Source organism: Blastopirellula retiformator (assembly GCF_007859755.1).
GTDB lineage: Bacteria > Planctomycetota > Planctomycetia > Pirellulales > Pirellulaceae > Blastopirellula > Blastopirellula retiformator.
In genome coordinates this window covers 632989-652495 of sequence record NZ_SJPF01000004.1, presented here as the reverse complement: position 1 = coordinate 652495, position 19507 = coordinate 632989, and the positions used below count along the sequence as shown (strand labels likewise).

The window sequence follows — 19507 nt, the reverse complement described above, 5'->3', positions numbered from 1 at the left end:
CTGACGGCAGACGCAAGCGCAGAAGTTGTAGGGATCAGTAAAGCATAGGTCGCTGGCGGATCCTTGTGCGGACGCGCACTCGGGTTTTCTCGGATAGAAACACTCTGGGCGGGGCCTGATTGGCTCGCCAGCGCTAACGCGGCCCTGCTAAGATCGCGTGGAGCGGATGTCTCAGAGAAGCGGACCGACAAAATCGGAATAATCCGTGTTTTCCGCTGCAGGCCATCGGACGGCGGAAACCTGCGCAAGGAGCGGCACGCGAGCCTATAGCGCAGAAAAATCGGGCCTGACGGCAGAGGTAACGCCGAGCGGCCCGAATGAGTTTGTCTTGGAATTGGTCGACTAGTTCGACGCTTCTTCCTGGTCCGCCGGCTTCGAATTGCGGGCGACGGGCCAGCGCTGCGGCAATTCGGTGATCTGCAGGTTCTTGAACGACAGGTCGGTCGTCGGGTCATGGCCTTGCAGCATGATCGTGCCGGGGGCGGTTCGCAGACCGCGGCGGGGATTGTCGTCTTTTTTGCGGTGGTCGGTCCAGTCGGTCACTTGATAGCCGTCGACCCACACGCTGATATGCGGGCCTTGGGCGATCAGCGTTTTGGTGAACCACTTTTGGTCATCGCTGACGACGCGGCGCGCTTTGACGCGGCGGAAAATCGCCCCGGTCCCGTGATCGATCGGCAGCGTGCGGTCTTCGGCTTCGTAGCCGTTGTGGATCTGGCATTCGTAGCCGTTCATTTTCTCGCCGGGGATGCAGCGGAAGAAGACGCCGCTGTTCAGGTTCTTGGCGTGCGTGATCGCATCGATGCGGAAGACGAAGTCGCCGTAGGGCTTTTCGCTCTCGAGTTGACCGGGGCCGTTTTCGGCGTGGATCTCCCCTGCTTCGGTCACGGTGAACTTGCTGTCCATCTCGGGATAGGTCTTCCAGCCGGTGAAATCCTTGCCGTTGAAAATCGATTCCATCCCCAGCGGCTTCAGTTTCACATTGCGAAACTCGACCTCGCCCGAGTTGTGCTGCAGCCCGATGAAGCCCATCCCCAGATATTGCGGATCTTCGTATTTCAGCACTTCGGCGCCATCCAGCTGAACGACGATCGTTCCTTGGTTGACGGTCACGTCAAAGGCGTGCCACTGGTCGGGCGTGCACTCGGGCGTCACCTTCATCCGCCCGACCAGGCTGCCGGTCGGAAAGGAGTTGCTCTCGGGGGCGATATTCAGTTCGTAGCAGTCGTAGGTCGGGCTTTCCGGCTTGGGGGCGGTTCGCAGGAAGACGCCGCTGTTGGTCTCCTCGGGCGCCCGAAACTCGACGTGCAGCTGATAATTAGCGAATTGCGTGGTCGTGCGGAGGAGGCCGACATCCCCTTTGGTCGCCCGGATCACCCCTTGGTCGATTGTCCAATCGGTATTTCCCTCCCGTCTCCAGCCAAATGTAGTCTCGCCGTCGAACAGCAAGATCCAGCCGTCGGCAATTTCGGCCTCAGTAAGCGTATTGGGGGCTTGCTCGGCGTTAGCCGCGGTCAGGGGAGCGACGATCAGCGCAAACAGCAGCGCCAGCAGAACTCGCGGATTTGGCATATAGGTGGAACCTGGCTGGGATTGGCGGGGCGGACGCCGCGATTCGGGCGTGTGAGGGGTTTTCTTAACTCTCGACGCTGGTTCAAATTACATCAAACATTCCGCGCCGTCGAGTCATAGCGAGCTAGACTCCTAAGATCCAAGCGCACATGATGATCTGATAATGTGTCTTTGAGCGAAAGCTGTTACTTGCCGCCGTTATCGCCAGAATACTATCCGCTCTACCTCGCCGGAGTGTTGGGACTAGGCATCGCCGCTCAGTGGCTCGCCTGGCGCTTGCACTTGCCGTCGATTTTGCTGTTGTTGGCGTTTGGATTTGCCGCCCAGTTGGCCGGCGACCCCGACGACATCATCGGCAAGGATCTCCTCTTCCCGATCGTATCGCTGTCGGTGGCGGTGATTCTGTTCGAGGGGGGGATGAGTCTGAAGTTCTCGGAACTTCGGGAAGCGGGCGGAGTCGTCCTGCGGCTGGTGACCGTTGGCGCCGCGATCTGCTGGGGGCTGGCCGGTTTGGCCGCCTACTTCATCATGGGCTTTCCGATCGAGCTGGCGGCCCTGATCGGTGCGATCCTGGTCGTCACCGGTCCGACGGTGATTGCGCCCTTGCTTAACTATATACGGCCTGCCCGCAAGGTGGGCTCGATCGCCAAGTGGGAAGGGATCGTCATCGACCCGATTGGCGCCGTGCTGGCGGTTCTGGTGTACGAAGCGGTCGTCGCGACCGGGCTGAACGAAGCGTTCGCCGTCGCCCTGTTGGCGATTCTTAAGACCCTGGTGGTCGGCTTGGTCCTGGGGGCGTTTTCGGCGGCGACTCTGATTCTGCTGCTGCGCCGCTTTTTGATTCCTGACTTTCTCCACAACGCATCGATCCTGGCGGCGATTCTGGTCGTCTTCGCGGTCTCCAACGCCATTCAGCCTGAGTCGGGCCTGCTGACCGTTACCGTGCTCGGCATCTTACTCGCCAATCAAAAGCGGATCACGGTGCGGCATATCTTTGAGTTCAAAGAGAACCTGCGGGTGCTGCTGATCTCTTGCTTGTTTGTGGTGCTGGCCGCGCGGACGTCGCCGGCCGAGATCGCCAAGGTGGGCTGGCAAGGTCTGCTGTTTCTGCTGCTCTTGATCGTGATCGTCCGTCCGGCGTCGGTCTTATTATCGACGATTGGCAGCGGGCTCAACTGGCGGCAGAAGACGTTTCTTTGCTTTATGGCCCCGCGCGGGATCGTCGCCGCGGCGGTTTCGTCGGTGTTCGCGTTTGAAATTGTCGAAGAGTACGTCCACCGGGGCGCCGATCCAACCACGATCGCCCAGGCCGAACTGCTGGCCCCGCTCGCGCTGTTGGTGATCGTCGGCACGGTGACGTTCTACGGATTAACGGCCGCGCCGATCGCGCGGATGCTGGGGCTGGCGTCCCCCAATCCCCAAGGGTTGTTGATCGCCGGGGCCGATCGCTGGGTCCGCGAACTGGGCAAAGTGATCCACGACGCCGGCTTCCAGGTGTTGTTGGTCGATACCAACTACCGCAATATCTCGGCGGCCAAGATGGCCGGCTTGCCGGCTCACTGCGCGAGCATCCTGTCGGACTATGTCACCGAAGAGATCAACATCGGCGGTATTGGGCGGCTGCTCGCCTTGACGGCGAATGATGAAGTCAACGCCCTGGCCTGCCAAGAGTTCATCCACCTGTTTGGCCGCAAAGAGGTCTATCAGTTGGCGGCCTGGGATTCTGGTTCGGGGCGGCGAGCTTCGGTCTCGGATCATCTCCGCGGGCGGGTTCTCTTCTCGGAAGGAGTCGACTTCTATGTTGTCGCCCGACGGTTCGCCGCGGGGGCGCAAATCAAAAAGACGTCGCTGACCGCCGAGTTCACCTACGCCGACTTTTTGAAGCGGTATGGCGACTCGGCGCTCGTGATGTTCATCATCGACGAAGGGAAGAAGCTGGAAGTGCGGACCGCCGAGTCGACGGCGACCCCCAAGCCGGGACAATCCCTGATCTCGCTGGTCGACCCGGTCAAACCGGCCCCCGAAGAGACGCAGTCCGAGGACGTGGCGCCCGAAGACGAGACCGAAACCGAGTCGCAGTCGCCAAGCAGTTCGTAGCGACGCCGCGAGCGTTAACTGGCGAAGATTTCCAGACGCACTTCGCCGGCAGGCTGGCCAGTGGCCAACGACGAGCCGCTGATTTCCAGCTGATTCCGCAACTCGATCTGATCAACGATCGAGAACTGCCGGCTGCCGGAAAAGTCGCCCAGCACGGCGCCGTTGAGCGTCACGTTGCCCGAGAACGGGAGCGCGTCCAGCACCAGCATTACCTGATCACCGGGGACGAGACCGGTCGGCGCGTTAAAGAAGCGGGTCAACGTCAAGGCGCCGTCGCACGTTGTAGTAGACAGCGTCGACCAATCGCGCGGCAGGTTCACGCGGGTTGGCTGGGCCCCGGGCGCAAAGCAAACCTGCCAGGGGCCGTTCAGACGAATCGAATGGGGCGCGTCGCTCACTACTCGGTCATCAAGTTGGCGGTGACCGTGTCTTGGCGAATCAATCGGGAGCCATCTTCGATCGCGCGAATCGTGATCTGAATACCACGCAAGGGACGTTCGTACGGCGGGGCCGTTTCGTGTTCGCCGGGATCATCGACGCCGTTGAGGCCATCGTCGTCGACGCCGTTGGTCCCTTCGTCGGTTAGCATGTCACTGTCTTGGTCGACGCCATCCGATTCATAGAGCGCCGGCCAGGTGTCGTACATCGCCAGATCGCGGCCGTTGGCGACGCTCGGAGAGCGATGATTGGCGACCAGCGGAATCGTCTGGTTCCGTGCCTGCGATCGGGCTGTGGGGATGGCGGCGAAATGGCCATTGTCGTAAAGCTTCGAGCCGGCGGCTCGGCTCGGATCGTTCGTCAGTCCGATCCAATTCAAGTCGACGTAAGCGCCAGTTCCTGCGCCGGTGGCGATCGTGCCCAAGCCAGCGTCCAGGGTGGCAAAGCCGATATCGCCGGGAATCGAGGCCATGTCATTGTCAATCGAATGGACCAGGATTGGGGCGTAGGGGTCAAACACTTTGACGTCGAAGGCGAGAATCTTCGACATCAAGACGTCTTCGCCCGTTCGATCACGAATGCCGGTTAACATACTGCCGGTTTCGACGGCGATTTCGTTCATTTTTTCAAACGATCGCAAGTAACGCGGGCGAAGTAGATGAGGGAAGCTGCCCACTGCTCGGCCGACGATCGCGCCTGGCGCCGAGTGGGGCATCGTCGTCGGTTCGTCAAAACTCTCTGCGGCGCCCCCCCCTGTCGAAGCTTGGCTCGACCGAATCATCCACGTCCCATGGCGATTGTTGCGCGACTGCAGGTCCTCCAGCGAATTCGTCCGCCAAGTCCAATCGCCGGCGCCGTTTCCGGTGGCGACAGAGGGACGAAGTGAGAGGTCAAAATTGTTGAACGCTTCCAGTTGCGTAATTTCGCGACCGCTGCCCCAGACTCCCGTCATCGAGTTGTAGCTGGAGGTATCCACCTGAAAATCGATGTCAGGACGGATCAGCAGCACACGGCGAAAGAGCGTGACCGTCTCGTCCGCATCGCGCAGGCCATCGCCATCGGCATCGTCATACGGGGTGAACTCGGTCCAATAGATGATCTCGGCGTAGTGCGATGTAATTGGCGAAGTCGCGCCGGTATCGGCAATACACAGCCGTCCCCCTTGGCGGATCAGTTCGCCTTGAATCAAACCGACGAACGGCTGCTCTTTGCTGTAGGCGGTAAACGCGATGATGTCGTCCGCGTCGCCGCCAACGCTGGTCACGCCGGCGAAGTCGCCATCGCGATCAGGCCCTTCGACCACCGTGAAGTAGCCAAGGTTGGCGCCAACGCCGACCCATGGCAACCCGGGCGCCGTGTGGCAATCGAGATCGTTCTGCATCGTCGTCGTCAGACCGCGCATGTTGCCTGACAGTTCGATCGTTGACCGGGCGTCATGCATCGTATCGCCCAGGAAGGCGAAGATCTGGGCGACCGAGAAGAACAGGATCAGGGTCAACGTCGTCGCCACCAACATTTCGACGAGCGTAAGTCCTCGGCGAGCCCGAGGCGAGGCGGAGATTTCAGTCATGGCGTAGTCTATTCCTGGGCGGGCGAGTGGCTCGGTCGGTGGACCGATATCGCGAGCGCAAATCGGAGCGTCCTAATGGGAGGAGACAAATAGTCGCACGGCTGGCGGCGGCGACTTGGCGACGCTACTCGGAAAAGTTTATCTTATACATTTCCATTGCAACAACAAACCGCTCGTTCGTCAAGCGATTTGGTCGACGCAAGCTGCCGAATTCACAAGGACTTACGTGAAATTTCATCATAACCTGCGGGGCGTCGCCCTGCGAAATGTGGTCTTCGCCGCGGCCGCAATCGGGCTCGTCTTCATGCTGCTCGCTCCGCTCATCCTCCGCAGCCGCGAAAACGCCCGGCGGAACGCCTGTCTCTACCACCAAAAGCTCCTCTCCGAGGCGCTCATCATCTACGACGAGGACCACCGCCAACTGCCCGGCTACGCCAACCTGCAGGATCCAGGGGCGGCCGATGGGGCGACGACCGGCTGGCTATTCCCTGCCCTCCCCTATCTACAGAGTCAGCTTTATCCCGAGCCTGACCAGGTTCCGGTTCCCCCCTATCTGGAAGAGTTTCAGGCCTACTCGGCCCAGGGTGAACTCGCTGGAAAGCGGCCCGATTTCACGATTTATGAAGCAATCTGCCCCGATGACGCTCCGGAAGATCCCGAGCAATGGGGTGGGGTCAACTCGTATGTGGTCAACGGCGGCATGCCCGACGTGGCCCCGACCAGCACGATTCCGGCCGATTGGGCCGCCAACGGCATCTTCCAGAATCGGCTGAATGAAAAACCGGACCTCGCGTTCCAGCAATTTTCGCTGCTGCAGGTTTCGGAGCTGGACGGACTCGAATCGACGCTGCTGTTGGGCGAAAACGTCGAAGCCGGGTCTTGGACCTCTCCCCAGGAAAACGAAATCGCTTTCGTCTGGAGCAATGCGCCGGACGCCATCTTGGGCGTCAATCAGCAGCTCGGCAAAGGGGACGGATCGGCCCGGTTTGCCCGCATGTCGAGCTACCATCCTGGCGGCGTCAATCTGATGTTCGCCAGCGGCGCCGGCAAGTTTATCAGCCAGAACATCGATGCAGTTTTGCTGGCCCAAATGCAGGCCCCCAACGACGCCCAGGCGAAAATCGCCGGAACGGAAGAGCTGGTCTGGCCGCGACCGAACCCGCCCGCCGGCGAGTAGCCGCCGGACTGGGCTGAAGCCTGTACTTTAGTCGCGTAGCAGTCCGTTGATTTTCTCGACGGACTGCGTGATCGCACGGATGCGATCCCAAAATAACGACGTAAGTCGCGTTATTTTGCGAGCCGCGAAGAGCTATGCTCTGAGCCTGGCGAGGTTGAAAAATGCCACGATGGCATTTTTCAACAGGCTGGTAGGGTCCGCTGTGCGGTCCACGAAGTGCTCAAGCGGTTGGCAAAATTGGTTGCCGCCTCCTTGGTCCGCACAGCGGACCCTACGTGGGTCATGCACAAGAACGCTGTGTGCTTGGGAAACCAAAACTGTCGTCAATTCGGGCGGTCTGTAACGCCCCCTGGCCTGACTCCCGGACAATTGGCGCAATCGACACGAGAACTACCCCCGCTTCGGCCGACCGCAAGAACTTACCGCGACGTGACCTGCATCGAGGTCGTTTCGACGTATGTTTTTGGGTCCCATCTCAAGCGTAGTTCCCTAGTTAGCGCCAAAATGACCCCTAACATTTCGGCAATTCGTCAGCAGTCGACTTGGCTCGACGCCTGTTACCGCGTGTTTGACGGCATCGCGATCCTGGTTGGATTGTGGGTCGCCGTCGACTGGTCGGGCGCCACGTTCAATGCTACCCACCAATTCGCCGCCGCTGCGGCAATTGCGATGTTCTTTCTGGTCGCCGAAGTCACCGGCGTCTATCGCAACTGGCGAGGCGTCTCGACACAGCGCGAAATCGGCTGCGGAGCGGCGACCTGGGGCGCCAGCCTGGCGGTGTTGATCTTGGTCGGATTTCTGACCGGTCATGCCCAATCCTATGCGCTGCTATCCGCCGCCTATTGGCTGATGGTGACGCCGGGCTTGATGGTCTTGGTGCGGGTCACCATTCGCTTTGGGCTCGAGATCCTCCGTGCCCGCGGAATGAACCTGCGAGGTTTCGCCATCGTCGGCGTCAATCCGCTCGGCATTCAGCTGGCGGCCAACATTCGCGATACGCCCGACTTGGGTTTGAGGTTTGTCGGCTTCTTCGACGATCGACCATGCAATCGGTTGCCGGAAATCCCCGCGACGCTCGGAACGCAGGTGGGCGACATCGCCGATTTGATCGAGCGGGCCCGTCGTGGCGAAGTCGAGCAGATTTACATCACTTTTCCGATGCGGGCCGAAGATCGCATTCGCAAAGTCCTGGCGCAGCTGAGCGACTCGACGGCGTCGGTTTACATTGTGCCTGACTTCTTCGTGTTCGAGTTGCTCCACTCCCGCTGGACCGATGTCCGCGGATTGCCGGTGGTCAGCGTGTTTGAGAACCCGCTGTACGGCGTCGATGGATTGATGAAGCGCACGACCGACATTGTGTTCGGTTCGCTGATCCTGGCGTGCTGCGCGTTGCCGATGTTGGCGATCGCGATTGCGGTGAAGTTGACGTCCAGCGGTCCGATCTTCTTCCGCCAGCGGCGCTATGGCCTGGATGGTCATGAGTTCTTCGTCTGGAAGTTCCGGACGATGACGGTCTGCGAAGATGGGCCGACCATCACCCAGGTGACCAAAGATGACGTGCGTCTCACTTCCATCGGCGGATTCCTGCGGCGAACGTCGCTTGATGAGTTGCCGCAGTTGTTCAACGTGCTGTATGGCGATATGTCGCTGGTCGGTCCTCGTCCGCACGCCACCGCGCACAACGAAGAGTATCGCAAGGTGATCCAAGGCTACATGCTGCGGCACAAGATCAAGCCGGGGATCACCGGCTTGGCCCAGGTTCGCGGTTGGCGCGGCGAAACCGATACGCTGGAGAAGATGGAACGGCGGATCGAATGCGACCACGAGTACATCCGTACCTGGAGCATCTCGAACGACCTGCGTATCTTACTGCAGACGGTTTCGGTGGTGCTATTGAAAAAGAACGCTTACTGATCGCCGGCTAACAGCGCCAGCAAGTCAGCCAATTCGGCCAGCGTTAACTGACCTGGCAAACCTTCCGGCATGATCGACTTCTCGGCGGCGCGACGCTCCATGATCTCGTCCGGATCGACTTCAAACGTCTTGCCATTGGCGTCGACGAACAACTCGCGTTTGTCTTCGACCAGGCGATGGAGCGGAAAGCCGCTCAAGACGCGACCATCGTCCAGCAGCAACATCTCGGCGACGAACATCGGCCCAATCTCCTGACTCGGCCGCAAGATCGACTGCAAGATCCGCCTGCGATCGGTCCGGGCGCCGATATGCGTCAGATCAGGACCGACCTTCGCGCCGCGACCGCCGAACGTGTGACAACGCGCACAGGTCGCCCGGTCCGACATGAAGACCCGCCAGCCGGCGTCGCGGCTCGTGTCGCTCGGCAGTTTCGCCAACCAGGCGTCGACGTCGGTCAGCGGCGGCCGATTGGCGGTTTCGAGTTTACCGCTATCCAGCGAAGCTCGTTTCGCCGCCGTGGCGATCACTGGGTTGTCCCCTTCCGCCAGCTTCGTTAACAGGGGCGCGTGCTTCTCTTTGTCGCATGCCAATCCGCCGATAGCGTCGGCCCGCGTTTGGATGGGCAACTGATCATCGGCGGCCAGCTTAGCGAGCGGCTCCGCCGATTCCGCCGTCGCGCGAAGCGCCAACGTCCGAACCGCGGCCGATTGCAGTGCGGGGTGGTCGCTCTGGGCCCATTCGGTCAACTTGCTGGTCGTCAGTTGCGGGTGACTGGGGGGAAGCAGCGTGATCGCCATGGCCCGGGTCGCCGGCGACGCCGTGGGCGACGTCGCGGTATCGCTGAGCAGCTTTTGACTGAGCCATTCGCTGTTGCCCCCCACCTTGCCGCTTTGCAGCCAGGCGATCGCCGCCAGGTAGACGGGAAACGCTTGGGCCGACAGTTTGCCGGAAGCGAGTTGCGTTTTCAATTCTTCTTCGTACCGCTTCAGTTGTTCGTCGGCGATCCAGCGCACCGCCTCGATCCGGACCGCTTCGTCGGCGTCGGCCAGCGCTTCGCTCAGATGGGCCTCGTCGGCGGTCGCGCCAATCCAGCGCAGCGCCTGCAGGACGCCCAGTCGCTGATCGCCGGTCGGCAGTACGTCCCAGTCGACCTGTCGCAGACGATCAGGCTGTTTGGTCAAGCCGGCGATGGCGCCTTGCCGCAGGAACAGATCGGGCGAATCGAGCGCCTGCAGGTCAAACTCCTGGGCTAGCTGACGAGCCTCTTTCTCGGCGTCGGAAAGCGAAAGCGGTTTGTTCTTCGGCGGGCCGTTTTTCCACGACAGTTTCCAAAGGCGGCCATTGCCATGAACCTGATAACTGCGGTCGACCCAGTCGGCAAAATAGTAAGCGCCGTCGGGCCCTTCGACCATCCCGGTCGGGCGGAAGTTTTCGTCTCCCACCACGACCGGCGACATGCGGCCACGGACGGTGGCGCCGCTATGTTCCAGCGTGTAGCGTTCGATCCGGTGATCGCCCCAGCTGGTGACCAGCAGATCGCCATGATCGTACAGCACGGCGCACGGCGCTTCGCCGGTTCCGGCCGCCATCGGCAGCGTACCTGGCAGTTCGCCATCCCACGCTTGTAGCGGATGGACGCCAGAACGACCGTACCGGAACTGATAGCCGTAGTCGCCGGTATCGACGATATCGAGCAAACGGCACGGCGGGCGGCCATCGGGATCGTTGTCGACGCAGAAGAGCCGCTCCTGGGGATCGAAGCACATGCCGAACGGGTTCCAGACGCCGGTCGCAATCTTCTTCAGTTTCGAGCCATCCGCTTCGGTTTGATAAACGCAACCCCCTTCTCCACCACCGTTGATCCGGGCGCCGTCAGAACCGACCAGCGCGAACGGTTCTCCCAGGTTTTCGCCCATGCCGAAGATCAACTTGCCGCCGGGGCCAAAGGTGAGCCCGGCCAGGCCGTTGTGCGGATAGTTGCCTTTCGTCTCAAGATGGGCGATCTCCGTTTTCTCATCGGCGACGCCATCGTTGTTAGTATCGCGGAGGCGGAAGATCTCCATGCGGGTCGCGACATAGATCGAACCGTCCGGCGCCGCCGCCAGGCTCATCGTGAAAGTCGTCCCTTCATAGAAATTGCTCCACGCGTCGAACTTGCCGTCCCCATCGCTATCAACATAGGCGCGAATGCGATCTTTCTCCGGACCGACGTAATCCTCTTTCCGATGATGCGTTTGCGATTCGATCACCAGCAGGCGCCCCTGGGCGTCGAAGGCGATGCCGATCGGCGTGACGATCGCGGGGTGCTCGGCGATCATTTCCAATTGCATTCGGTCGTCGAGCACGCGCGGCGGCTCGGCCGAGGCGAGCGACACGAAACTGGCGGCGCAAATCAATGCGAAAAGTGGGACGCGAGTTGACATTGGGGCGACCGGGGGAAGGAGCGTGGGGAGGGGACGGAGCTATTATAGTTGAATTGCGGGGCAAGTTCTCGCACCCGCAAGGAGTTTGGTCTATAACGGATATCGATCGGCCTAACACCTGTTTTCCCGCCTAGGAACTGCCGCCCATGCGTTTTTTTTCGCTCGCTCTCGCCATGACGTTGTTCGTCTCGTTCGCTACTAGTTCGTCGGCCGCTGATCCGTGGGTCGTCTATCCCGGCGGCGAAGGTCCCGGCGCCGGCAAGCACATCGTGCTGGTCTCGGGGGATGACGAGTATCGCTCGGAAGAAATGTTGCCGGCGCTCGGCAAGATCTTGTCACAGCGGCACGGCTTCAAGTGCACCGTCCTCTTCCCGATCGATCCCAAGTCGGGCGAGATCGTGCCGACCCACCAAACCAACATCCCCGGCACCAAGGCGCTGGCCGACGCTGACCTGATGATCATGCTGACCCGCTTTCGCAATCTGCCCAAAGAGCAGATGGAGCCGATCCTCGATTACGTGAAGTCGGGCAAGCCGATCATCGCCCTGCGGACGTCGACCCACGCGTTTAACTTTCCGAAGGATTCTCCCTACGCGAAATACACCTTCAACGCCGGGGGCGATTTCAAGGGTGGTTTTGGTCGCCAGATCTTAGGGGAAACCTGGGTCAATCATCACGGCCATCATGGTCGCGAGAGCACGCGCGGCGTGATCAATCCCGCGATGAAAGATCACCCGATCTTGCGCGGCGTTACGGACATCTGGGGCCCGACCGACGTTTACGGCATCACCAAGCTGCCGGAGACGGCCGAAGTTCTGGTCAACGGACAAGTCTTGAACGGCATGGAGCCGAATGATCCGCCGGTCGAAGGCAAGAAGAACGATCCGATGATGCCGATCATCTGGCTCAATAAATACACCGGCGAAAATGGCGTCGTCACGCCGTCGCTGACCAGCACGTTTGGCTCGGCGGTCGACTTTGAGAGCGAGGACTATCGCCGCCTGTTGGTCAACGCCAGCTACTACTTCACCGGCCTGGCCGACAAAATCGACGGCAAGGCGAACGTCGAGCTGGTCGGCGAGTACGAGCCCACCTTCTTCGGCTTCGGCAAGTTCAAAACCGGCACGACGCCAGCCGACTATGAGCTGAAGAAATAACCAACCACCAGGGGCCGCACTTGCGGCCCTGTTTTCTTTTCCAGGGAGAACTACCATGTTGGCTCATCGTCGCAACTGGCTCTTGTTCCTACTCTTCCTGACGCTCGCTCCGGCGACCTGCTGGGCCGGCGATGTGACTGGCCTGTACGACTGCGTCGGCGACAACGCCGGCGGCGGCCAATACAAGGGGACCGTCTTCATCTCCAAGAGCGGCGACGCCTACAAGCTCGAGTGGAACATCGCCGGACGAACCCATCAGGGAATCGCGCTGCTGACCGGCGACGTGCTCTCGTCGAGCTGGATCAGCAAGCAAGTCGCCCCTGGCGGCGGAGTCGTCGTCACCGGCGGCGTGGTCGTCTATAAGGTCGAGAAGAACGGACGCCTTAGCGGCAAATGGGTGGGCCATGGCGGCGGGAAGGTTTTGACCGAGGTGCTGACGCCGCAGCGGCGGGTGGTAAGTAATAATCGGTCGGCTGGCGCTGTTGCGAAGAAGTGATCGCCGGTCTCTTACGGCTCCCGCTTCTCTATCCAAACCCGCAGCCCCGTCTGCGAATTGCGTGAGCTTTTACCGCCGCCGATGCCGGGGTCGGGCGTATAGAAGATTTCGTTATGTAGCAGGAGATAGGGTTGATTGGGATACGCTTTGATTCCAGCTATCTGTCGCGTGGGAGAGTACTCGCCGAGTTGCGGATTCCAGGATCGAGGAAGTCGCTCTTCTAAGATAGCCTGGTCATCGACCCGCGTCTGCACGAGCCACTGGTCATCAGCGATGGCGTAGCGAATGGCGACGACGTGCTCTCCGGGCGTTAGCGGAGCGACGGAAGTAGGCAAACCTGTTTCGCTGTCGCTACGGAGGGTTGAACAGGCGATTTGGAATTGGTGATCGGGAGGTAGATAGATGAGCCAGTCGTCGCTGGGAACGCTGCCTGGATATCGCCGTTGACAGTTGATCATTTTCCAGGGCTCGCTTAGGCTCGCACTCTCCAATTGCTCTAGCTGCTTCCGTTGTTGATCGACTTCGTAGCACTGTTGCGGCAACTGAAATGCGGCAGCCAAGGTCCCAATGGCGGTCGAGAGCAATAGCAGCGTCCAGAGACTAAACTGCCCCGGTCGGTAGTCGCGCGGCGTCGCGGTTGGTTCTTCCTCGAAATTCATGGCACCCCTGGTTGCGAACTTGTGGTCTCCAGTTTCTCGAACGCTAGATCGGTTCCCAGTTGAATGGAGAAGAATTGGAAGTCGGACTCATAGCCCTCGGCGTTCATTTCGCGTAATAGCGAAAGGGGCGCCGTGATCTGGATCATTGCTACCACTTGGTCGTCGTTGAACTCCACTGACGTCGGACTACCGCCGACTTGGATGTCGAGTTCGTCCCAATGATCACGGAGCAGCTCTCCCACGATAGAATCGGAAATCTCCCAATGTCGCGTCCCTTGCAAATTAGTGACAAACAGGAATGCGTCATTTCCGGCTTCGAGGTACTTGATGCGATGGAACCCTAAAGGATGCGACGACGAATAAGACGATTGCTGTGTCGACCACCGTCCATCCAAACCGTGGATTGAGGTTCGGATCTGCGCGACTTTGCCTGGCGGTTGGTCGAATCGCCAACGAAATTCTCGAGGTTCTGCGGACGGAAGTTTCGTGATTTGAAAGTTATCGGCGTCGGCCGCGCGAAGGTCGCCATAGATCTCCGCCAGACGATTTCTTTCAGCCGTCAAGTTGCGAAGGGCGTGTTGCGTCTCCCAGACCCCAAACAACCCCCACATCGTGACCAACAGCAGCAGCCAATGAACGATCTGCAGCGGCGTTAGGTTCCACCATTTCTCGCGGCTCATTTTTTGAGCTTCTCCACCCACAGCCGCAGGCCGGTATTGGAGTCTTTGGAGCTGGCTGAGTTTGGCTTGTTGGGCAGAGGCACGAAGAAAACGCGGTCGAACAACTTGAGTGGCTCGTCGGTGGTGAAATGGCGGTTCTTTTGCACCAGGCTCCCACCAGAAGAGCCGCGTCCCAGGTTCCAGTCGGCCGGTTGTTTCTCCTCAAGGATAATCTGTCCGTCGACGGTCACCGCGATCGTCCACTCGTCCTCTTCTTTCTCGTAGGTGAGCATCAGTTCGTGTTCGCCGGGGGCGATCGGCGCGATCATCGACGCTTCCGGTTTCGGGCGTTTGAGATCGTAAGCCTGATCAACGTTCTGGGTGGCGACGCAAAGTTGGTACTTGTTGTCTGGCGGAAGATAGACGCGCCAGCGGAAGTCGTCGTCGGTCAGTTCATGATGCTGGACGGCGGCGTACCAGTCGGGCGAGTTGATTCGGAGTTCTCGCGCCAGATTTCGTAAGCCAGATAAGCTCGCCTGCATCCGGGCGGTCTCTTGCAGCGTCAGATACCAGGCCATCCAGACGGCGAAAACCGCCATCGCCAACAGCAGCGTGAACAGGTTGAATCGCAGCAGCGAACCGCGCCCGGCAGCGGGCGACTTCGACTCGACGGCAAACTCGTCGTCCGGCGTCATTGCTGCTCCTGGGCTTTCGCCTTTTCTGCATCGAACGCCGTCGGCGTGCCGATTCGCACCAGTAGGCAGAGGCCGTTCTCGCCGCTTCGAACGGACGTGCCGTCTGCGAATTTCTCGGGCGCCGTGATGCGAACCAGGTCGATGATCTCGTCTTGCGAATACGACTCCGGCGTCGTCGACGATACCGTCTCGATCGTCAGTTCGTCCCAGTGCTGGCGATACGCCTCGGCCGCTTCGGCATCGCTGGATCCACAGGTCATGTGGCCATGCGGGTACTTGAGGAAACAAACCATGCGTGGATTGTCAAAGTCGATGCGAAAACGAATGAGTCCTTCCGTCCGTTTGGCGCCGTAGGAGGTTGTGCCGCCGCGGCACGATCCGCCGCCGAACGAAATCTCGCTGTTGAACTTTATCGGCACGTTATCGGGGGGCCGAAATCGCCACACCAAGTGGCCCGGCTCTTCGCTCTGAAAGCTGAGAATTTGAAACCGATCAGGCGAAACGTTGGGCAGCTCGCCAAACTTGGCGCGTAGTCGATCGTACTCGGCCTTGATCGGCGCTTGCTCACGCTTCGCCAGGGCGAACATGACGACGCCGACGACAAAGGCCAGAGTCAGTGAGAGTTTGAGGATGCGCTGAAAGATCAACATGGCGACTAGCGGAAGACCAAGGAGAGAGGTTGCCCGATCTTAGTCGATTCGTGGGGCGAAGGAAAATCTTGCCGGCAAAAAGAAATCAGGCTACGCAGCTTTCGCTTTTTTCCGCTTTTTCGCCTTGGCGTAGGTGACCGCGTTGCCTCGTTTGCCGACCGGCTCGGCGGCGCCTGTTTCGCGCAGGCAGTAGGCGATTCGCTGGGCGATCCAACGTTGGCAACCGACGACGCGGGCCAAGTCGCTGGTGTCGAACTCTTTCGGCAGTTTGCCGGGGACAAACTTCCACAATTGGTCGGCTGTGGTGATGCGGCGGGTTTCGAGCACTTCGATCAGCTGGATGTCTTCCACCGTGTGATCGTTTTGGCGCCAGCGGCGGCGTTTGCCATGCCCGGGAACGCGGTGCTCTTCGATATGAACCAGCGGCACTTCCAGCGTCAGGTTGTCGTGCGGAAAGACCTTGGTGAAGTAGACCAAGTCGTCAAACAAATCGAGCCAGGTCCCCTTCTTGGGGCTCAGGCGGTTGCTGATGATCTCGCCGCCACTTTTTTTGCGGCGGACGATCCGCTTGCGGGCGATCAGCGGTTTCACCACGCGAACCGGCCGCTGTTTGACCAGGGCTTTGATCTTGGGGCCAATCGCCGAGAGGGACGCACACTGCACTTCGACCAGTTCTTCGCCGACGACGGCGTCGATCCGGTAACGGCCAAACTGCACCTCGGTCGCGGCATCTTCGCCGGCGTACAGGTGTTTCAGTTGGCGGTGTAGCGACGTTTCCACGGGGCGTCCTGCGGGCGGAAATTGAAAGCCGTTCTTGCAATCGGCCCGAATTTGATTCAAATGATGGTTTGAATGTTCCCTCCCCCGGCGCGTTCTTTCGCAGAAGCGGCTCGCACGGGAGTGGCGAAAATCGGCCCTACCCTACCCTGCTGCGGCGAAACGTTAAAGGTCAATTGATGACTGCCCGCCCCTTGTGGATTTGCTGTGTTGCGGAGGTGATCGGCACGTTCTTGCTGATTTTCTTCGGCCTGGGCGCCGTGCAGACGGCTGTGTTGCATGGCGACATGTCAGGCCTGTGGCAGGTCGGCATGGTCTGGGGCGTCTCGATCATGCTGGCGATCTACGCGGTCGGCGCGATTAGCGGCGCCCATATCAATCCGGCGATCACAATCGGATTGGCCAGTTGGGGGCTGTTTCCCCTCGGCCGCGTTGCGCCTTACGTGACGTCGCAAGTAGTTGGCGCTTTTCTCGCTGCGGCGGTGTTATTCGCCATCAACGCTTCCTACTTCGGCCTGGTCGAAGCGGAGCGCGGGATTGTCCGCGGCGAACCGGCCAGCATCGTGACGGCGATGTGTTTTGGAGAGTACTACCCGAACCCCGGCAAACTGGGAACCGAAGCGGTCACCGACGACGAACTGGCCGCCTGGCAGGCCAGCTTCAACGGGCCGATGGCGTTTGTCGCCGAGATGCTGGGAACAGCCATCCTGGCGATTGTGGTGTTGGCCACGACCGAGAAAGAACATCTGGCCGGCCCCAAGAACTTGGCGCCCGTCTTTATCGGCATCTGCGTCGCTGCGCTGATCTGCGTGATTGCGCCGCTGACGCAGGCCTGCTTTAATCCGGCCCGCGATTTTGGGCCGCGGCTGTTCGCCTATTTCGCCGGCTGGGGCAGCGCCGCGATACCTGGTCCGAACGGAATCGGCATCGTCACCGTCTACATCATCGCACCGATCGTCGGCTCGATTGTCGGTTGCGGGCTGTTCCAGAAATTGTTGCTGCCGTACGTGATCGAACCGACCGCGTCGCCTGAATAATTCAAGATCATTCGAAGCTGATATTTTCCCTCGGAGTGCCTGCATGCCGTCTACCGCCAACGAGAAAAATCTGATTCGTTTCGTCATGATCGGCGGCTTTTTGGGCGCCGGCAAAACGACCACGATCGGCCGTTTGGCGCAGTACTATCGTGAGCAAGGTCTGAACGTTGGCATCGTCACCAACGATCAAGCGACCGACCTGGTCGATACGCAGCTGCTGCGTTCGCAAGGCTTTCGGGTCGGCGAAGTGGCGGGCGCCTGCTTCTGCTGCAACTTTAACGAGTTGACCGGCACGGTCGACAAACTGGCGGCGAAAGATCGACCCGACGTCGTCATCGCCGAGCCGGTCGGCAGCTGCACGGACTTGGTGGCGACGGTCGTGCAGCCGCTGGTGCAGATGTTTGACGCCCAGTTTGACGTCGCCCCGTATGGCGTGATTTTGAAGCCATCGCATGGTTTGCGGATCTTGCAGGGAGACGACAACGGCGGCTTCTCGCCCAAGGCGGCCTACATCTTCAAAAAGCAGCTGGAAGAGGCTGACTTTGTGATTATCAATCGCATTGACGAGCTCGATCCGCAAAAGGTCGAGACGCTCGCCCAATTGATCACCGCCGAGTTCCCTGGCACGCCGATTCTGCGTACCTCGGCCAAGACGGGCGCCGGCTTTGACGCACTGGTCGAGCTGATCGATCAGCGGGGCGACTTTGGTAAGAAGATCCTGGAGATCGATTACGATCTTTACGCCGAAGGAGAAGCGGAGCTGGGCTGGCTCAACAGCAGCTTGAAGGCGACTTCCAGCGAAGCGTTTGATCTGGACGCCTTTCTGATGACGATCATGGGCAGCTTGCAGCAGTCGCTCGCCAACTCCGCCGCCGAAACCGCCCACTTGAAAGCGATCGGCCTGTGGGAAGGTTTTTATGGAGTCGCCAACTTGATCAGCAGCGACACGGCGCCGGTTCTGTCGCTGCCGTCTAACTGCCAGGCAAAGGAAGCGGACGTGGTGGTCAATGCCCGTGTCGGCATCGCGCCGGAGGTATTGCGTCAGCAGGTCGATGAGGCGATCGACGCGGCGGCGAAATCGCTCGGCGTTCAGGTTGACCGGCAGCAGACGCAGTACTTTCGCCCAGGTCGTCCCGTGCCGACGCATCGGTTGTCCGACGCCAAATAGCGAGCTTAAACGCCGCAGGCCGCCGGTTCGTTCTCGTTGGCGTAGCGCTGCGAAATCCGCACAAACTCGGGGCAACATCGCTGGAACGCGGCGACGATCATCGCTCTTGCCTGGTCGTGCGGCATGGCGTCTTTGTAGACCCGCGACGTCGTCAACGCGTCATAGACGTCGGCGACGGCAACGATCCGGGCAGCCAGCGGAATCTGATTGCCGGCGATCCCGTAAGGATAGCCGCGACCGTTCCAACGCTCGTGGTGACCGATCGCAATATCGCGGGCGACCTGCAGAAAACGGGCATTGGGAAATTGGTTGAGCGCGGCATCCAGCGTCTCGGCGCCGATGATCGTATGCCGCTTCATGATCTCGAACTCTTCGTCGGTTAGCTTGCCGGGTTTCAGCAAGACGGCGTCGGGTACGCCGACCTTGCCAATGTCATGCAGCGGGCAGGTTTGATAAACCAGACGAATGAACTCGGCGTCGATTTCATCGGTGAATGCAGACGAAGCGGCGAGTTCTTCGGCCAGACGACGGGCGTACATGCGGACGCGTTCGAGGTGTAGGCCGGTGTCGGTGTCGCGCGATTCGGCAAGCCGCGCCAGAGCGAAGATCACCAGGTCGCGGGTTTCGAGCGCCAGCACCCGTCGGCCGGCTTGAATGCGGGCCAGCAGTTCCGGCGGATTGAAAGGCTTGACGATGAAGTCGTCGGCGCCGGCCGCCATGCCTTCGACGATTTCGTCGCGGGCGCCATGGCTGGTCAGCAAGATCACATAAACGTAGTGATCGGACTGACGACGGCGGACTTCACGACAGAACTCCAAGCCGTCGAGGACCGGCATTTCCCAGTCGGTGACGACAAGATTGATGTTTTCCGCTTCAAGCGCGCCAAGCGCTTCCGCCCCGTTGCTGGCCGACCAGACGCAGAAGTTCTGAGCTTCCAGCGCATGCCGCAGCAAGTCGAGCGAGATCTCGTCATCATCAACAATCAAGATGTTCGTAGCATGTTCCAAGGCGTTCATCG

General features: G+C 60.2%; 17 protein-coding genes. 7 read left to right on the top strand and 10 right to left on the bottom strand.

Features of this window, described 5'->3' with window-relative positions:
- Window positions 1-342: 342 nt before the first annotated feature.
- Window positions 343-1572, bottom strand: coding sequence for a 3-keto-disaccharide hydrolase (locus Enr8_RS18545; protein ID WP_146434329.1), 1230 nt, complete (start codon window positions 1570-1572; stop codon window positions 343-345).
- 165 nt (window positions 1573-1737) lie between these two features.
- On the opposite strand from Enr8_RS18545, the gene Enr8_RS18540 reads away from it, so the two are divergent.
- Window positions 1738-3669 carry a cation:proton antiporter gene (locus Enr8_RS18540; protein ID WP_246120145.1) on the top strand — a complete coding sequence of 644 codons (1932 nt, stop codon included), beginning with the start codon at window positions 1738-1740 and terminating at the stop codon, window positions 3667-3669.
- A 14-nt stretch (window positions 3670-3683) separates the two neighbouring features.
- Here the strand turns inward: Enr8_RS18540 and Enr8_RS18535 are convergent, their stop codons facing one another.
- Complete coding sequence (locus Enr8_RS18535) at window positions 3684-4067, bottom strand: hypothetical protein (RefSeq protein WP_146434327.1); 384 nt, start codon at window positions 4065-4067, stop codon at window positions 3684-3686.
- Window positions 4067-5677 (bottom strand): PilW family protein, encoded by a 1611-nt coding sequence (locus Enr8_RS18530; protein WP_146434325.1) that lies wholly within the window; start codon window positions 5675-5677, stop codon window positions 4067-4069. The genes Enr8_RS18535 and Enr8_RS18530 overlap by 1 nt, the downstream gene beginning before the upstream one ends.
- A 226-nt stretch (window positions 5678-5903) precedes the next feature.
- On the opposite strand from Enr8_RS18530, the gene Enr8_RS18525 reads away from it, so the two are divergent.
- Both Enr8_RS18525 and Enr8_RS18520 read left to right on the top strand, forming a co-directional pair.
- Complete coding sequence (locus tag Enr8_RS18525; protein WP_146434323.1) at window positions 5904-6854, top strand: DUF1559 family PulG-like putative transporter; 951 nt, start codon at window positions 5904-5906, stop codon at window positions 6852-6854.
- A 504-nt stretch (window positions 6855-7358) separates the two neighbouring features.
- The gene (locus tag Enr8_RS18520) at window positions 7359-8768 is read left to right on the top strand and encodes an undecaprenyl-phosphate glucose phosphotransferase (protein ID WP_146434321.1); all 1410 of its coding nucleotides are present in this window, start codon (window positions 7359-7361) and stop codon (window positions 8766-8768) included.
- On the opposite strand, the gene Enr8_RS18515 is transcribed toward Enr8_RS18520, so the two are convergent.
- The gene (locus Enr8_RS18515; RefSeq protein ID WP_146434319.1) at window positions 8762-11191 is read right to left on the bottom strand and encodes a PVC-type heme-binding CxxCH protein; all 2430 of its coding nucleotides are present in this window, start codon (window positions 11189-11191) and stop codon (window positions 8762-8764) included. The genes Enr8_RS18520 and Enr8_RS18515 overlap by 7 nt on opposite strands.
- Before the next feature lie 146 nt (window positions 11192-11337).
- Here Enr8_RS18515 and Enr8_RS18510 point away from each other — a divergent pair, with 146 nt between their 5' ends.
- Window positions 11338-12348, top strand: a complete 1011-nt coding sequence (locus Enr8_RS18510; RefSeq protein ID WP_146434316.1) for a ThuA domain-containing protein — start codon at window positions 11338-11340, stop codon at window positions 12346-12348.
- A gap of 55 nt (window positions 12349-12403) precedes the next feature.
- On the top strand, window positions 12404-12844 hold the full coding sequence (locus Enr8_RS18505) for a hypothetical protein (RefSeq protein WP_146434314.1): 441 nt from the start codon (window positions 12404-12406) through the stop codon (window positions 12842-12844).
- Window positions 12845-12855: 11 nt separating this feature from the next.
- Here the strand turns inward: Enr8_RS18505 and Enr8_RS18500 are convergent, their stop codons facing one another.
- The 5 genes from Enr8_RS18500 to Enr8_RS18480 form a co-directional block, all read right to left on the bottom strand.
- Window positions 12856-13503, bottom strand: coding sequence for a hypothetical protein (locus Enr8_RS18500; protein WP_146434312.1), 648 nt, complete (start codon window positions 13501-13503; stop codon window positions 12856-12858).
- On the bottom strand, window positions 13500-14183 hold the full coding sequence (locus Enr8_RS18495; protein ID WP_146434310.1) for a hypothetical protein: 684 nt from the start codon (window positions 14181-14183) through the stop codon (window positions 13500-13502). The genes Enr8_RS18500 and Enr8_RS18495 overlap by 4 nt, the downstream gene beginning before the upstream one ends.
- The gene (locus Enr8_RS18490) at window positions 14180-14857 is read right to left on the bottom strand and encodes a hypothetical protein (RefSeq protein WP_146434308.1); all 678 of its coding nucleotides are present in this window, start codon (window positions 14855-14857) and stop codon (window positions 14180-14182) included. Before Enr8_RS18490 ends, Enr8_RS18495 begins: the two co-directional genes overlap by 4 nt.
- A complete protein-coding gene (locus tag Enr8_RS18485) occupies window positions 14854-15507 on the bottom strand; it encodes a hypothetical protein (protein ID WP_146434306.1) in 654 nt (217 codons plus the stop codon). The genes Enr8_RS18490 and Enr8_RS18485 overlap by 4 nt, the downstream gene beginning before the upstream one ends.
- 90 nt (window positions 15508-15597) lie before the next feature.
- A complete protein-coding gene (locus Enr8_RS18480; protein WP_186767736.1) occupies window positions 15598-16287 on the bottom strand; it encodes a hypothetical protein in 690 nt (229 codons plus the stop codon).
- Window positions 16288-16463: 176 nt separating this feature from the next.
- Between Enr8_RS18480 and Enr8_RS18475 the strand changes: the two genes are divergently transcribed.
- Complete coding sequence (locus Enr8_RS18475) at window positions 16464-17321, top strand: MIP/aquaporin family protein (protein WP_146434304.1); 858 nt, start codon at window positions 16464-16466, stop codon at window positions 17319-17321.
- Between the two features lie 43 nt (window positions 17322-17364).
- Window positions 17365-18489, top strand: coding sequence for a GTP-binding protein (locus Enr8_RS18470; protein ID WP_146434302.1), 1125 nt, complete (start codon window positions 17365-17367; stop codon window positions 18487-18489).
- A gap of 5 nt (window positions 18490-18494) precedes the next feature.
- Here the strand turns inward: Enr8_RS18470 and Enr8_RS18465 are convergent, their stop codons facing one another.
- The gene (locus Enr8_RS18465; RefSeq protein WP_146434300.1) at window positions 18495-19505 is read right to left on the bottom strand and encodes a response regulator; all 1011 of its coding nucleotides are present in this window, start codon (window positions 19503-19505) and stop codon (window positions 18495-18497) included.
- Window positions 19506-19507: the final 2 nt, after the last annotated feature.

Coding starts and splice junctions, on each gene's coding strand:
- Enr8_RS18490 (WP_146434308.1), bottom strand. CDS start 14,857: ATGACGCCGGACGACGAGTTTGCCGTCGAGTCGAAGTCGCCCGCTGCC.
- Enr8_RS18530 (WP_146434325.1), bottom strand. CDS start 5,677: ATGACTGAAATCTCCGCCTCGCCTCGGGCTCGCCGAGGACTTACGCTC.
- Enr8_RS18510 (WP_146434316.1), top strand. CDS start 11,338: ATGCGTTTTTTTTCGCTCGCTCTCGCCATGACGTTGTTCGTCTCGTTC.
- Enr8_RS18475 (WP_146434304.1), top strand. CDS start 16,464: ATGACTGCCCGCCCCTTGTGGATTTGCTGTGTTGCGGAGGTGATCGGC.
- Enr8_RS18515 (WP_146434319.1), bottom strand. CDS start 11,191: ATGTCAACTCGCGTCCCACTTTTCGCATTGATTTGCGCCGCCAGTTTC.
- Enr8_RS18500 (WP_146434312.1), bottom strand. CDS start 13,503: ATGAATTTCGAGGAAGAACCAACCGCGACGCCGCGCGACTACCGACCG.
- Enr8_RS18465 (WP_146434300.1), bottom strand. CDS start 19,505: ATGAACGCCTTGGAACATGCTACGAACATCTTGATTGTTGATGATGAC.
- Enr8_RS18545 (WP_146434329.1), bottom strand. CDS start 1,572: ATGCCAAATCCGCGAGTTCTGCTGGCGCTGCTGTTTGCGCTGATCGTC.
- Enr8_RS18520 (WP_146434321.1), top strand. CDS start 7,359: ATGACCCCTAACATTTCGGCAATTCGTCAGCAGTCGACTTGGCTCGAC.
- Enr8_RS18485 (WP_146434306.1), bottom strand. CDS start 15,507: ATGTTGATCTTTCAGCGCATCCTCAAACTCTCACTGACTCTGGCCTTT.
- Enr8_RS18495 (WP_146434310.1), bottom strand. CDS start 14,183: ATGAGCCGCGAGAAATGGTGGAACCTAACGCCGCTGCAGATCGTTCAT.
- Enr8_RS18470 (WP_146434302.1), top strand. CDS start 17,365: ATGCCGTCTACCGCCAACGAGAAAAATCTGATTCGTTTCGTCATGATC.
- Enr8_RS18505 (WP_146434314.1), top strand. CDS start 12,404: ATGTTGGCTCATCGTCGCAACTGGCTCTTGTTCCTACTCTTCCTGACG.